This is a genomic window from Isoptericola sp. BMS4 (assembly GCF_011634835.1).
In the GTDB taxonomy this organism is placed as follows: domain Bacteria; phylum Actinomycetota; class Actinomycetes; order Actinomycetales; family Cellulomonadaceae; genus Isoptericola.
Map to the genome: position 1 here is coordinate 1,053,572 of NZ_SIRP01000001.1, position 13,510 is coordinate 1,067,081.

Consider the following 13,510-nt stretch of genomic DNA (forward strand, 5'->3'; position numbering starts at 1 on the left):
GGCTGCCGGCCCGAGGCGACCGTGCCCGTGCGAGGGCGTCGCCGCCCGTCGACCCGAGAGCGAGATTTCTCCCTGATGACCGTCACACGCCTGCGATCACCGATCGCACTCCTCGTCGGCGCGGCGCTCGCGCTGTTCGGGGCCGCCGCCGCCCCGAGCGCCTCCGCGACCGGCGGCCACGGCGGCCACCACGGCGGCGAGGAGCAGACCAAGCCCGGGCAGGAGACGTGCCCGGACGGCGGTGGATGGACGAAGACCGACATCGGCGGCGAGCGGACCTCGGTCGAGGTCCAGGCCACCGAGGGCTTCGTCATCGTCGAGTACTGCGTCAAGGCGTCCACCGAGGTCGAGTTCCACGACGTCGAGCCTGGTCAGGAGACCGTGGTCATCGCCTCCCCGGCGACCAACGGCAACGGTGAGACCCAGGCGATCAGCCACTACTCGGTCCGCGAGGTTCCCGTCGAGGAGGCCGAGGAGCCGACGTACCCCGCGCCGGTGTGCGAGGGCGGTGTGACGGTCACGTACCCCGAGGGCTCGCAGGGCCAGGGGTGGAACCACGTCAACGTCACCGTGGAGAACCTCGAGAGCGACGAGGAAGTCACGCTCAACTTCCACAACGACGCCGACGACTGGTCGGGCGTGGTGTCGTTCGACGCGACCACGCACGCCGACTGGCCGGGCTGGGAGCACTACGCCTACACCTGGGTCCAGGTGGCCGGCACCGACCTGCACTGGGGCGAGACCGGTGAGGAGCCGGTCGTCTGCGGCGAGAAGCCGGAGGAGCCCGGCACCCCCGAGGAGCCGGAGGAGCCGACGGAGCCGACCCTCGAGGGCTCGATCGTCTCCACCGACTGCATCGCGGACGCGCCGTGGATCACCTACGACGTCCGCGTCACGCCCGCGGACGCCGAGCTCGACGACCGGACGGCCGAGCTCGTCCTCACCGACGGCACGCGGACCGAGACCATCACCCTCGGTGAGCTCGGCGAGGACGGCACCCTGGCCGGCCGGACGCTGTGGCCGGGCGCCGAGGTCGCCGAGGACGGCGTCACGCCGATCGCGTGGCCGGGCTGGGAGCGGCTCGACGACGGTACCTGGGTCGAGACCGACGAGAACTTCGCGTGGACCCGCGAGGGTGTGACCGCGACGCTGGTCGTCAACCCTGACCTCGCCGTGGAGAACTTCGCGTACCCGCCGCCGACCTCGGCCTGCGCCAACCCGCCGCAGGACACAGAGACCCCGGGGACGCCGGCGCCCACCGAGCCGGTCGACCAGACCGTGACCCCGGCCGAGCCGGGCGACACGCCGTCCGACGAGGCCCCCGCGCCGGCCGCGGCCGGGGACGACGAGCTGCCGCAGACGGGCAGCGACGTGCTGATCTACGCGCTGGTGGCGTTCGTGCTGCTCGCGGTGGGCGGCACCGTGCTGGTGGTGCGGCGCCGGGTCTGACACGCCCGATCTGACGCGACCGGCGGACGGCGACGGCCGCCTCCCTGGACGGGGAGGCGGCCGTCGTCGTCGTGGTGGGCTCAGCTGGTGCCGGTCGTCGACTCGCGGACGACGAGCTCCGGCTGGAACGTCACGTGCACGACGGTCTCGTCCTCGTCGAGCAGCAGGTCCGCGGCCCGGTAGCCGAGCAGGTGGGTGGGCTGGCGCACCGAGGTCAGCGGGGTGGCGAGCTCCCCGGCGAACGTGACGTCGTCGTACCCGACGACGGCCATCCCGGAGGGGACGGGGATGCCGGCGGCGCGCAGGGTGCGCAGCGCCCCCAGCGCGGTGAGGTCGTTGACGCACATGACCGCCGTCGGGCGGTCCGCGAGGTCGAGCACCCGCTCGGTGCCCCGCTGCCCGCCCTCGGCGTTGAGGCTGTCGATCGTCACCTCGACGAGCGCGTGCTCCGGGTCCAGGCCGGCGCTCGCGAGCGCGGCGGCCATGCCCTCGGCGCGGTCGGCGCACTGGCGGATCGTGTGCGGGCCGTTGAGGAACGCGATGCGCTCGTGCCCGAGCCCGACGAGGTGCTGCGCCGCGGCGCCGGCGCCGGCGCGGTCGTCGACGGCGACCGACGAGAGCGTGTCGGACGGCGACGGGCGGTCGAGCAGCACGACCCGCAGGCCGCGCGCCCGGATCGCCTCCAGGTGCTCGACGTCGGACGTCGCGGGCACGACCATCAGCCCCTGGACGCCGTGCTCCTCGAACAGGCGAAGGTAGCGCGCCTCGCGCTCCGGCTCCTCGTCGGAGCTGGCGAGCATGAGGGTGTGGTCCGCCTCCTCGAGGCGGTCCTCGATGCCCCGCGCGACGTCGGTGAAGAACGGGTTGGCGACGTCGAGCACGATGGCACCCGCCGTCGTGATGGTGCCGGCGCGCAGCTGGCGGGCGGACCCGTTGGGCACGAAGTCGAGCTCGCCGATGGCGGCCTGGACGCGCTCGCGGGTGGTGGGGGAGACGCGGTCGGGCCGGTTCAGCACGTTCGACACCGTGCCGACCGACACCCCGGCCAGGCGGGCGACGTCGCTGATGGACGCGCGGCGTCTCGGGACGGTGGTGGTCATGCTGTGCGGGCTCCTCGGGTCGGGGCGCGCCGTCGCGCCGTGCACCAGGTTACTGGGCCGTCGCGTCCGGTCCCCTCCTGATCGTGGTCACGACGACCTGCTAGGTTCAGTGTATGAACCGTTTCATCGATGAGGCGGCCACGACGCACGTCTGCTTCGTGTCGCGGGTGCGCCGGGACCGGATCGACGAGTACCGCGCGGCCCACGCCGCCGTCTGGCCCGAGATGCTCGAGGCGCTGGCCGAGACCGGATGGCACGACTACCGGCTGTTCCTCGGCGAGGACGGCCTGCTGGTCGGCGTGCTGCGCACCGACGACTACGAGCGCGCGCAGCGGGACATGGCGGCGCGCGAGGTGAACGAGCGGTGGCAGGCCGCGATGGGCGACTTCTTCGAGCCGTCCGGCGGGCGCCCGGACGAGGGGTTCGTGCGGCTCGAGGAGGTCTTCCACCTGGAGGCGCAGCTCGAGGCTGCCCGACGCGAGGGGTGAGGCGCCGCGTCCGCGGGCGGCCGGATCCGGCCGGCGGCCCAGGGGGCGGTTGACGACGGGTCGCCGCCTGGTAGCATATGAATCGATTCAAGATCTGACCACGCGGCCCCGGCCGCACATCGCGCGACGTGGCGCGACCGAGGAGGAGAGATGACGGCGACGACGCCCGCGCTGGACGCGCGACTGCGCAAGGCCCTGAGCGAGCAGACCATCGAGCTGCCCTCGTGGGCGTTCGGCAACTCGGGGACCCGGTTCAAGGTGTTCGGCACCCCCGGCACCCCGCGCGACCCCTACGAGAAGATCGCCGACGCGGCGCAGGTGCACCGCTGGACGGGGATCGCGCCGCGCGTGTCCCTGCACATCCCCTGGGACCTGGTCGACGACTTCGCCGACCTGGCCCGGCACGCCAAGGAGCACGGCGTGACCATCGGGATGATCAACTCCAACCTGTTCCAGGACGACGACTACAAGCTGGGCTCGCTCACCCACGCCGACCCCGCCGTGCGCCGCAAGGCGGTGGCGCACCACCTGCAGTGCATCGACGTCATGCGCGCCACCGGCTCGACGGAGCTGAAGGTCTGGCTGCCCGACGGCACCAACTACCCGGGCCAGGACTCGATCCGCGCCCGCCAGGACCGCCTCGCCGAGTCGCTCGCGGAGATCTACGCCGCCCTCGACGACGACCACCGCATGGTGCTCGAGTACAAGTTCTTCGAGCCGGCATTCTACCACACGGACGTGCCGGACTGGGGCACCTCGCTGCTGCACTGCCTGGCCCTCGGCGAGAAGGCAAACGTCGTGCTGGACACGGGGCACCACGCGCCCGGGACCAACATCGAGTTCATCGTCGCCCAGCTGCTGCGCCAGGGCCGCCTGGGCGCGTTCGACTTCAACTCGCGGTTCTACGCCGACGACGACCTCATGGCCGGCGCCGCCGACCCGTTCCAGCTGTTCCGGATCATGCACGAGATCGTCCAGGCCGACGCGCTGCGTCCCACCTCGGGCGTCAACTTCATGCTCGACCAGTGCCACAACGTCGAGGAGAAGATCCCCGGTCAGATCCGTTCGGTGATGAACGTGCAGGAAGCCACGGCCAAGGCGCTGCTCGTCGACACCGAGGCGCTCGACGCCGCGCAGCGCTCGGGCGACGTGCTCGGGGCGCACGGCGTGCTCATGGACGCGTACAACACCGACGTGCGCGGGCTGCTCGCCGACCTGCGCACCGAGCAGGGCCTCGACGGCGACCCGATGCGGGCCTTCGCCGCCTCCGGGTACCTGGAGAAGATCGCGGCGGACCGCGTCGGCGGCCAGCAGGCCGGCTGGGGCGCGTGAGCGTGAGCACCACGGCGCAGGCGGCCGAGGTCGCCGTCACCGACCGGGTGCGGGCCGGCCCGCACGGGGACCTGCGGGTCCGCGTGTACACGCCGGCGGCGGCGCCCGTGGCGGGCCTCGTGTGGGCCCACGGCGGCGCGTTCATGCACGGCGACCTCGACATGGCGGAGGCCGACTGGGTGGCGCGGAGCCTGGCCGCCGCCGGCACGGTCGTCGCGAGCGTGGACTACCGGCTGGCGCCGCCGCTGGACTACCGCGCCGACGGCGCGCGGCCGACCGGCGACGGCGTCCGGTTCCCCGTCCCCTCCGAGGAGGTCGCCTTCGCCTTCACGTGGGCGGCGGGGCCCGACGGCCCGGCCCCGGACCTCCCGGCCGGCCGGTGGTCGCTCGGCGGCGCCAGCGCCGGGGGCGACCTCGCCGCCGGTGCCGCGCTGCGGCTGCGCGACGGCGCCGTGCCCGGGCACGACGCCCCGCCCACGCCGCGCAGCGTCGTCCTCGCCTACCCGGTCACGCACGCCGAGCTCCCGCCGTACAGCGCCGAGCTGGCGACCAAGGTCGCCGCGCTGCCCGCGGAGAAGGACTTCCCGCCCGCCGCCGTGCGCGCGATGAACGCCAACTACCTCGGCCACGACGGCCCGGCCGGCTCCCCGTACGCCTTCCCCGGCGGGCAGGACCTCCGGGGCCTGCCGCCCACGCTCATCGTCAACTCCGACCACGACGCGCTGCGCGCCGGCGGTGAGGCGTACGCCGCCGAGCTGGCGGCGGCCGGCGTCGACGTCATGGTCGTCCGCGAGGACGGCACCACCCACGGCCACCTCAACCGTCCGGACGAGCCCGGCGCGGCGCGCAGCATCGCCCGCGTCGCCGCCTGGCTCACCACCGACGCGCTCGTCGGCACGGCGCACGAGCCGCCGCGCTGAGCCGCACCCGACACCCACCGACTCGTACCGATCACCGGAGCACCGATGACGAACCCGACCGTCGCCTCCCTCGTGGAGCGTTCCCACCGCCTGGGCGCCGACCCGAAGAACACCAACTACGCCGGCGGCAACACGTCCGCCAAGGGCGTCGAGACCGACCCCGTGACCGGTCAGGACGTCGAGCTGCTGTGGGTCAAGGGCTCCGGCGGTGACCTCGGCACCCTGACCGAGAACGGCCTGGCCGTGCTGCGCCTCGACCGCATGCGCGCCCTGGTGGACGTCTACCCGGGCGTCGACCGCGAGGACGAGATGGTCGCGGCGTTCGACTACTGCCTGCACGGCAAGGGCGGTGCCGCCCCCAGCATCGACACCGCCATGCACGGGCTGGTCGACGCCGCGCACGTGGACCACCTGCACCCGGACTCCGGCATCGCGATCGCGACCGCCGTCGACGGCCCGGAGCTCACGCAGAAGGTCTTCGGCGGCAAGGTCGTGTGGGTGCCGTGGCGCCGCCCCGGCTTCCAGCTCGGGCTCGACATCGCCGAGATCAAGAAGGCGAACCCGGACGCCGTCGGCACCGTCCTGGGCGGCCACGGCATCACCGCCTGGGGCGACACCGCCGAGCAGGCCGAGGCCAACTCCCTGTGGATCATCGACACCGCCGCCGGGTACATCGCCGCCAACGGCAAGGCCGAGCCCTTCGGCCCGGCCCTCGACGGCTACGGAGCCCTGCCCGAGGCCGAGCGTCGCGCCAAGGCCGCCGCCCTGGCCCCGCACCTGCGCGCCGTCGCCTCGCACGACAAGCCGCAGGTCGGGCACTTCACCGACTCCGACGTCGTGCTCGACTTCCTCGCGGCCGAACGGCACCCGGCGCTCGCCGCCCTCGGTACCTCGTGCCCCGACCACTTCCTGCGCACCAAGGTCAAGCCGCTGGTCATCGACCTGCCCGCCACGGCCAGCGTCGAGGAGATCGTCGAGCGACTTCCCGAGCTGCACAAGGTCTACCGCGCCGACTACACCGCCTACTACGAGCGTGGTGCCGCCGAGGCCCGCGCCAGGGGCGAGGAGCCGCCGGCGATCCGTGGCGCCGACCCGCTGATCGTCCTCGTGCCCGGCGTCGGCATGTTCTCCTACGGCGGCGACAAGCAGACCGCGCGCGTGGCCGGAGAGTTCTACGTCAACGCCATCAACGTGATGCGCGGCGCCGAGGCGCTGTCGACCTACGCGCCCATCGACGAGTCCGAGAAGTTCCGCATCGAGTACTGGGCGCTGGAGGAGGCCAAGCTGCAGCGCAAGCCCAAGCCGAAGCCGCTCGCCACCCGCATCGCGTTCGTCACCGGCGCGGCCTCCGGCATCGGCAAGGCCATCGCCGAGCGGCTCGCCGCCGAGGGCGCCTGCGTCGTCGTGGCGGACCTCGACCTGGAGAAGGCGCAGGCGGTGGCGAGCGAGATCGGCAGCACCGACGTCGCCGTCGGGCTCGCCGCGAACGTCGCCGACGAGGCCGCGGTACAGGCCGCGCTGAACGAGGCCGTGCTCGCGTTCGGAGGCATCGACATCGTCGTGAACAACGCCGGCCTGTCGCTGTCCAAGTCGCTGTTCGAGACCACCGAGGCCGACTGGGACCTGCAGCACGACGTCATGGCCAAGGGCTCGTTCCTCGTGTCCAAGAACGCCGCGCGGATCCTCGTCGACCAGAAGCTCGGCGGCGACGTCATCTACATCTCCTCGAAGAACTCGGTGTTCGCCGGCCCGAACAACATCGCCTACTCGGCCACCAAGGCCGACCAGGCCCACCAGGTGCGCCTGCTGGCCGCCGAGCTCGGCGAGCACGGCATCAAGGTCAACGGCATCAACCCCGACGGCGTGGTGCGCGGGTCCGGCATCTTCGCCTCCGGCTGGGGCGCGAACCGGGCCAAGACCTACGGCATCGAGGAGTCCGAGCTCGGGAAGTTCTACGCCCAGCGCACGCTGCTCAAGCGGGAGGTGCTGCCGGAGAACATCGCCAACGTCGCATTCTCGCTGTGCACCGCGGACTTCTCTCACACCACCGGCCTGCACGTGCCCGTCGACGCGGGCGTGGCGCAGGCGTTCCTGCGATGAGCGGGTCGGCACCGGGGGACGACGGCGCCGCGCGGACGCCCGCGTTCGTCGCCGTCGACCTCGGAGCCACCAGCGGCCGGGTGATGCTCGGCGTCCTCCACGGCGAGTTGTCAGGGTGTGCGCGCGGTATTCGCCGCGCAGAGTCTGACAACTCGCGGGTGGAGCTGGTCGAGACGGGGCGGTTCCCGAACGGGCCCGTCTCCGTCCCCCGCGCGGGAAGCGAGGTGGCCGACCTGCGGTGGGACGTGCTCGGGCTGTGGCGCGGCATCGTCGACGGGCTGCGCGAGGCCGGCCGGGTCGCCGCCGACCGTGGGGCGCGCGTGGCCGGGATCGGCGTCGACTCGTGGGCCGTGGACTACGGCCTGCTCGACGACGACGGTGCGCTCGTCGGCGCTCCGCGCAGCTACCGCGACCCGCGGATCCTCGGTGCCTCCGACCGGGTGGACGCCCGGATCCCGGCCGCCGAGCGGTACGCCGTCAACGGCCTGCAGCACCTGCCGTTCGAGACGCTCCACCAGCTCGTCGCGGGCACGGGCGACGTCTCCTGGGCCCGGGCGCGCGGGCTGCTGCTGATCCCCGACCTCGTCACCTGCTGGCTCACGGGCCGGCAGGTCGCCGAGGTGACGAACGCGTCCACCACCGGCCTGCTCGACGCCCGGACCCGGCAGTGGTCCCGCGACCTGCTCGCCCGGCTCGGCGACGAGTTCGACGGGCTGGCCGGGCTCGGCGACCTGCTGTCGGAGCTGGTGGAACCCGGCACCGTCGTCGGGCCGCTCGCCGAGCCGCTGGCGGCGGAGACCGGGCTCGGGGCGGTGCCGGTGATCGCGGTGGCGTCGCACGACACGGCGTCCGCGGTCGCGGCGATCCCTCTCGGCGTCGACCGTCCCGGTCGTGCGGGAAACGCCCCGGGGAACCCCGCAGGACCGGGACGTGCGGCGTACGTCTCGTCCGGCACGTGGTCCCTGGTGGGTCTCGAGCTCGACGAGCCTGTGCTGACGGAGGCGAGCCGCCGCGCGAACGTCACCAACGAGCTCGGCCTCGACGGCACGGTGCGCTACCTGCGCAACGTCATGGGCCTGTGGGTGCTCGACGAGTGCGTGCGCGAGTGGCGCCGCGGCGGCGACGAGGTGGACCTCGGCGCGCTGCTCGCGGCCGCGGCGGAGGAGCCCGGCGGCCGGTGCGTCGTCGACGTCGACTCCGACGCGTTCCTCGCCCCCGGCGACATGCCGTCGCGCTTCCGCGACGCCGCCCGCGCCGCGGGGCAGGAGGTGCCGGAGACCCGGCCGGCCCTGGTGCGGGCCGTGCTGGACTCCCTCGCGGCGGCCTACGCGCGCGTGGTGTCGATCGTGTCCGAGCTGGCGGGCGTCGAGGTGACGGCCGTGCACGTCGCGGGCGGCGGGGTGCGCAACGAGCTGCTGTGCCGCCTCACGGCCGAGGCGACCGGGCTCCCGGTCGTCGCCGGCCCCGTCGAGGCGGCGGCGCTGGGCAACGTGCTGGTGCAGGCGCGGGCCGTGGGGGCGCTGGGCACGGGGCCCGACGGCGGCCCGCCCGGGCTGCCGGCCCTGCGCGCCGTCGTCGTCAGGAGCACGGACCTGGCCACGTACCGCCCCGCGGGCGAGAGCACGGGCGCGGTGCGCTGACGTACCCGCGCAGGGCTACTTCGCCAGGTCCAGCTCGACCTGCACGGGGGGCGTGCCCGGGACGGCGGCGGACCCGTCGAAGCGGGCCCACACGTGCTTCTCCCCGGCGGTGCGGTACCAGCGGACGCGGTCGGCGACGGCGGCGGCCAGCCGCAGGCCGTGCCCGCCCTGGCCGAGGCCGCGGTGGTCCGGGACCACCGGCGGCGCCTCCGGGCACCCGTCGACGACGTCCAGGACGGCGGCCGCGCCGTCCGTGAGCAGCCGGACCGTGATCGGCGGGACGGCGTGCTCGAGCCCGTTCGCGACCAGCTCGCTCGTGACGAGGACGATGCGCTGCGACTCGGACAGGACCGCGCCGTCGTCGTCGCGCCCCCGCGCCTGCGCGCTGGGGCAGTCGGCCCGCAGGCGCGCCTCCAGCGACGCGCGCATCCGGGGCAGGTCGTCGACCGTGCGCAGCGTCCAGCTGCCGACCGTGCGCAGATGACGAGGGAGGGACTCGACGCCGGGGTTCACGAGCACGGACACACCTTCATCGCCGGAGCAGCCTCCCCTGATCGAGGCCGCCGCGCGGCCGTCGTGGACCTCCACGACCTTACTGCGGGTCCGGGCGCCGCGCGCGTCGTCCGCGGAACCGCCCGACCCGTGGTGTTGTGGGCACGCCCACAACACCACGGTGGGCGGCTGGGACCGGTCAGCGCCAGGGCGCCCAGCCGTCGTCGCCGGCCAGGTACGCCTCGCGCGTGTGCGCGGACGCCTCGTCGTCGGTGAGCTGCGGGCGCCCGTCGACAACCTCGCCGGCGGGGGCCGCGCCCGGGCCGGAGTTGCGGTACTCGCGCATGAAGTCCTCACGCCACGACCAACCGCTCATGTCCGACCACGCCGGCGTGGCGACGTGGGCGCCGAGCCAGGAGTCCCGCACCACGATCGACGGGTCGACGTCCGGGTTGCTGCTCGGGTGCCACGGGCGGCCGAGGGAGACGGTCCCGCCGGCGGCCTGGGCCGTGAACCGGGTGCCGGTGAAGAGGAAGCCGTGGGAGCCCGGCACGGTGGCGGGGGCCGCCACGTACCCGTTGTTCGAGTCCGACCCGCGGTCGAGGGAGTGGATCTCCGAGTCCTCGACGACGAGGGTGCCGCCGCCGTAGACGAAGTCCACGTCGCCCTCGATGTAGGAGCCGGTGGCGTAGACGCGGGAGACCTTGTCGTCGCCGGGACCGGCCAGGTAGGTGTCCTGGTTGCCGAGCAGGCGCACGCCGTCGAGCACGACCCGGTCGCCGACGGTGCGCAGGGCGAGCGCCTGGCTGCCGCCGTTCGTCTCCTCGTCGTAGGCGTTCTCCACGGTGACGTCGCGCAGCGTGACGCCGTCGGCGAGCACCGACAGGGTCGGCGAGCCGGTGTGGCCGAACGTGTCGTCGCCGTAGAACTTCTTCTGCCCGGCGGCGATGTCGTAGGTGATCACGACGTCCTCCGCGTCGCCGGTGGCGCCGCGGATCGTCAGGTCGTCGGCGCCGGGCCAGATCCGCACGACCTCGCGGTACGTGCCGGGCTCGACGACGATCTCCACGGGGTGGTCGGAGCGCCAGGCCGCGCCCACCGCCGCCCCCACCGAGGCGAAGTCGCCGCTGCCGTCGAGGGCGACGGTGACGGAACGCCCGATGTTCTCCGGCGGGCCGACGGGGCCGACGTTGTCCTTGACGGTCCGCTCGAGACCGTCGACGTCGTCGAGCGTGTAGTCGTAGAAGTCGCTCGCCTCGAACGTCTCGCCGGTGCCCTGCTTGAGGCCGCGGATGTCCACGAACCGGTTGCCGCGCGAGTGCACCCGCGACCCCGGGTCCTTGGCGACGATCGCGTCCTCGCCGTGCGCGTAGACGCTGTTCTCGACGAGGAGTTGCGACGCGCCGCGCGACATCGTGCCGTACTGGCCGATGCCCTCCACATAGTTGTTGTAGAGGTGCCCGTACGCGACGTTGTCGATGCTGCCGTTGCGCTGGTAGCTGTTCGAGATGAGGTTGTGGTGCATCGTCAGCGTCGTCACGACGTTGTCCGTCCAGCCCACGCCGATCGCCTTGTTGTGGTCGCGGTAGGAGTTCCACGACAGCGTCAGCGCCGTGGAGTCCTTGCGCAGGTCGGTCATGCCGTCGCCGATTCGCGTGAAGGCGTTGTGGTCGATCCACACGTGCGACGACGTGTCCACGCGGATGCCGTCGTTGTCGTTGTGCTTGCCGTCCCAGTCACCCGGCAGGTACGAGTCGCGGAACGTCAGGTTGCGGACGATGACGTTCTCGACCTCGTCCAGGTACAGGCCGCCGCCGACGAGCTCGGCCTTGGCGCCGACGCCTGCGATGGTCTTGTCGTCGCCGACGCGGACCATCGTGCCGAGGTCCACCTCGACGGTGCCCTTGACGAGGATCGTCAGCGGCTCGTCCGCGGCGGCGTACTCCGCGAGGGCCTCCGCGTCCCGGGCGACGACAGTATCGCCGCCCAGCCCGCCGGTGGTCCCGTGCGGGTGCTCGTCGGTGGACGTGGCGGCGAACCCGGTGGCGGTGGGCGACCAGACGGGGCCGTCCGCCGTCGTCGTGTCCGGGGCGCCGATCCGGTCGAGCAGCGCCTCGCCCGCGGCGACGGGGTCGGCCTCGGCGGGTGCCGGGGCGGCGTGCGCGGCCGCCGGCGCCAGCAGCGCCAGCGCCAGGACCGGGGCCGCGGCCACCGCCGCGGCGTGGGCCCGCCGCCGGGCGGGGTCTCGTGTCTCTGACGGGGTCATCGTCGACCTTTCTCGTGGGTCGTGGGCGACCGTCGCCGGCCGCCCACGACGGGGTGTGGGTCCGGGCGTGGCGGTTCAGCCGGCGTCGTGGGTACCGCGCAGGACGACGTCCTCCAGCACGGTGCGCTCGCCGACGGTGCGCAGCGCCGCGGAGTCGGCGTCGCGCGTGTTCTCGAGCGTGAGGTCCGCCAGCGTGACGTCGTCGGCGAAGACGCTCAGGGTCGGGGGCCACGTGTAGGTGACCACCACGTCGCCGGGGTCGCCGGTGGCGCCGCGGATCGTGAGGCCCTCGGCCCCCGGCCACACGGACACGACCTCCTTGTAGGTCCCGGGCTCGACGACGATCTCCACGGCGTGGTCGGCGCGGGACGCGGCGCCCACGGCCGCGTGCACGGACAGGTAGTCGCCGGTGCCGTCCTGGGCCACGGTGACCTGCCGGGCGATCCGCTCCGTGCTCGGGGTCTTCGTCGTCCCGGCGTGGCGGGTGAGCAGGGCGACCACGCCGTCGACGTCGTCGGCGGTGTAGTCGTAGAAGTCCGACGCCTCGAAGGTGGGGCCGGTCTCCGCGGGCTCGGCGCCCCAGACGTCGCGGAACACGTTGTCGCGCTGGTGCACGGTGGGGTTCTCGCCGCTGAGGACGATCGGGTCCTTGGCGTGCTCGTAGACGCTCGACTCGATGAGCAGCTGTGCCCCGCCGCGCGAGCTGGTGCCGTAGGAGCTCACGCCGGACAGCCAGTTGTTGTACAGGTGCCCGTACGCGACGTTGTCGGTGCTGCTGTTGCGCTGGTGCACGTTGGAGAAGCGGTTGTGGTGCAGCGTCAGCGTCGTGACGAGGTTGTCCGTCCAGCCGACGCCGAGCGTCTTGTTGTGGTCGTGGAAGTAGTTCCACGACACGGTGAGGGCGGTCGAGTCCTTGCGCAGGTCGACCATGCCGTCGCCGAGGCGGGCGAACTCGTTGTGGTCGATCCAGACGTGGTCGGACGTGTCGACGCGGATGCCGTCGTTGTCGTTGTCGTCGAACTTGCCGTCCCAGTCGCCCGCGACGAACGAGTCGCGGAACGTCAGGTTGCGGACGATGACGTTCTCGACCTCGAGGAGCCGCAGGCCGCCGTCGACGATCTCGCCGCCCGCGGCGCTGCCGGCGATCGTCTTGTCGCTCGCGACGTCGATCATGTCGCCGTCGCCGACCGTGATCTCGCCCTGGACCAGGATGGTCAGGGGCTCGTCGCGCGCGGCCTGCTCGGCGAGCGCCTCGGCGTCGCGCACGACGACGGTCTCGCCGCCCGCGCCGCCGGTGGTGCCGTGCGGGTGCTCGGCGGTGGGCACGGAGGCGAAGCCGGTGGCCACGGGGGACCAGACCGGCCCGTCCGCGGAGGACGCCGCCGGCGCACCGATCCTGTGCAGGAGCCGGACCCCGGCGTCCCGCGGGTCGCCGCCGGGTGCGTCCGGGGCGCCGTGCGCGGCTGGCGCCAGCAGGGCCAGCGCGAGGACGGGCGCGCCGACGGCGGCGAGCGTACGGCGGCCGCGCCGCGCCCCGCGGTGGCGGGCTGAGTGGGCCAAGAAGGGCATCGTCGCACCTCTCGTGAGACTCGGGCCGAAGCCCTCGAGCCGGACGTGACCGGGGCGCGTGCGGTCGGGACTCCGCGCGTCGTCGTGCGGTCGGTGCCTCGACGTCGACGTCGAGGCGGTGTCCGGGCCCGTCGCGATCTGCGACCGGCTCGCC

General features: G+C 73.5%; 10 protein-coding genes. 6 read left to right on the forward strand and 4 right to left on the reverse strand.

Features of this window, described 5'->3' with window-relative positions; translation table 11 throughout:
• Positions 1–75 precede the first annotated feature (75 nt).
• A complete protein-coding gene (locus tag EYB28_RS04645) occupies positions 76–1,449 on the forward strand; it encodes an LPXTG cell wall anchor domain-containing protein (RefSeq protein WP_166845258.1) in 1,374 nt (457 codons plus the stop codon).
• Between the two features lie 80 nt (positions 1,450–1,529).
• Here EYB28_RS04645 and EYB28_RS04650 read toward each other — a convergent pair whose 3' ends face one another.
• Positions 1,530–2,549 (reverse strand): LacI family DNA-binding transcriptional regulator, encoded by a 1,020-nt coding sequence (locus EYB28_RS04650; protein WP_166845260.1) that lies wholly within the window; start codon positions 2,547–2,549, stop codon positions 1,530–1,532.
• A gap of 113 nt (positions 2,550–2,662) precedes the next feature.
• On the opposite strand from EYB28_RS04650, the gene EYB28_RS04655 reads away from it, so the two are divergent.
• The 5 genes from EYB28_RS04655 to EYB28_RS04675 all read left to right on the forward strand — a co-directional run bounded on the left by EYB28_RS04655 (position 2,663) and on the right by EYB28_RS04675 (position 9,029).
• Entirely contained in the window at positions 2,663–3,037 is a 375-nt protein-coding gene (locus EYB28_RS04655) for an L-rhamnose mutarotase (RefSeq protein ID WP_166845262.1), read from the forward strand.
• A 150-nt stretch (positions 3,038–3,187) separates the two neighbouring features.
• The gene (gene rhaI, locus EYB28_RS04660) at positions 3,188–4,369 is read left to right on the forward strand and encodes an L-rhamnose isomerase (protein WP_166845264.1); all 1,182 of its coding nucleotides are present in this window, start codon (positions 3,188–3,190) and stop codon (positions 4,367–4,369) included.
• Entirely contained in the window at positions 4,366–5,289 is a 924-nt protein-coding gene (locus EYB28_RS04665) for an alpha/beta hydrolase (protein ID WP_240930386.1), read from the forward strand. The genes rhaI and EYB28_RS04665 overlap by 4 nt, the downstream gene beginning before the upstream one ends.
• 45 nt (positions 5,290–5,334) lie before the next feature.
• Positions 5,335–7,389, forward strand: a complete 2,055-nt coding sequence (locus EYB28_RS04670) for a bifunctional aldolase/short-chain dehydrogenase (RefSeq protein ID WP_166845266.1) — start codon at positions 5,335–5,337, stop codon at positions 7,387–7,389.
• Positions 7,386–9,029, forward strand: coding sequence for a rhamnulokinase family protein (locus tag EYB28_RS04675; RefSeq protein ID WP_166845268.1), 1,644 nt, complete (start codon positions 7,386–7,388; stop codon positions 9,027–9,029). The genes EYB28_RS04670 and EYB28_RS04675 overlap by 4 nt, the downstream gene beginning before the upstream one ends.
• Before the next feature lie 15 nt (positions 9,030–9,044).
• Here the strand turns inward: EYB28_RS04675 and EYB28_RS04680 are convergent, their stop codons facing one another.
• The 3 genes from EYB28_RS04680 to EYB28_RS04690 form a co-directional block, all read right to left on the reverse strand.
• Entirely contained in the window at positions 9,045–9,548 is a 504-nt protein-coding gene (locus tag EYB28_RS04680; RefSeq protein ID WP_166845270.1) for an ATP-binding protein, read from the reverse strand.
• A gap of 172 nt (positions 9,549–9,720) precedes the next feature.
• Positions 9,721–11,787, reverse strand: coding sequence for a pectinesterase family protein (locus EYB28_RS04685; protein ID WP_166845272.1), 2,067 nt, complete (start codon positions 11,785–11,787; stop codon positions 9,721–9,723).
• 75 nt (positions 11,788–11,862) lie between these two features.
• Positions 11,863–13,356: a right-handed parallel beta-helix repeat-containing protein gene (locus EYB28_RS04690; RefSeq protein ID WP_166845273.1), complete on the reverse strand. Its 1,494-nt coding sequence runs from the start codon at positions 13,354–13,356 to the stop codon at positions 11,863–11,865.
• Positions 13,357–13,510 lie beyond the last annotated feature (154 nt).

What these genes read in the sequence shown, in the direction of transcription:
- EYB28_RS04645 (WP_166845258.1), top strand. Translation starts at nt 76, where the DNA reads ATGACCGTCACACGCCTGCGATCACCGATCGCACTCCTCGTCGGCGCG.
- EYB28_RS04650 (WP_166845260.1), bottom strand. Translation starts at nt 2,549, where the DNA reads ATGACCACCACCGTCCCGAGACGCCGCGCGTCCATCAGCGACGTCGCC.
- EYB28_RS04655 (WP_166845262.1), top strand. Translation starts at nt 2,663, where the DNA reads ATGAACCGTTTCATCGATGAGGCGGCCACGACGCACGTCTGCTTCGTG.
- rhaI (WP_166845264.1), top strand. Translation starts at nt 3,188, where the DNA reads ATGACGGCGACGACGCCCGCGCTGGACGCGCGACTGCGCAAGGCCCTG.
- EYB28_RS04670 (WP_166845266.1), top strand. Translation starts at nt 5,335, where the DNA reads ATGACGAACCCGACCGTCGCCTCCCTCGTGGAGCGTTCCCACCGCCTG.
- EYB28_RS04675 (WP_166845268.1), top strand. Translation starts at nt 7,386, where the DNA reads ATGAGCGGGTCGGCACCGGGGGACGACGGCGCCGCGCGGACGCCCGCG.
- EYB28_RS04685 (WP_166845272.1), bottom strand. Translation starts at nt 11,787, where the DNA reads ATGACCCCGTCAGAGACACGAGACCCCGCCCGGCGGCGGGCCCACGCC.
- EYB28_RS04690 (WP_166845273.1), bottom strand. Translation starts at nt 13,356, where the DNA reads ATGCCCTTCTTGGCCCACTCAGCCCGCCACCGCGGGGCGCGGCGCGGC.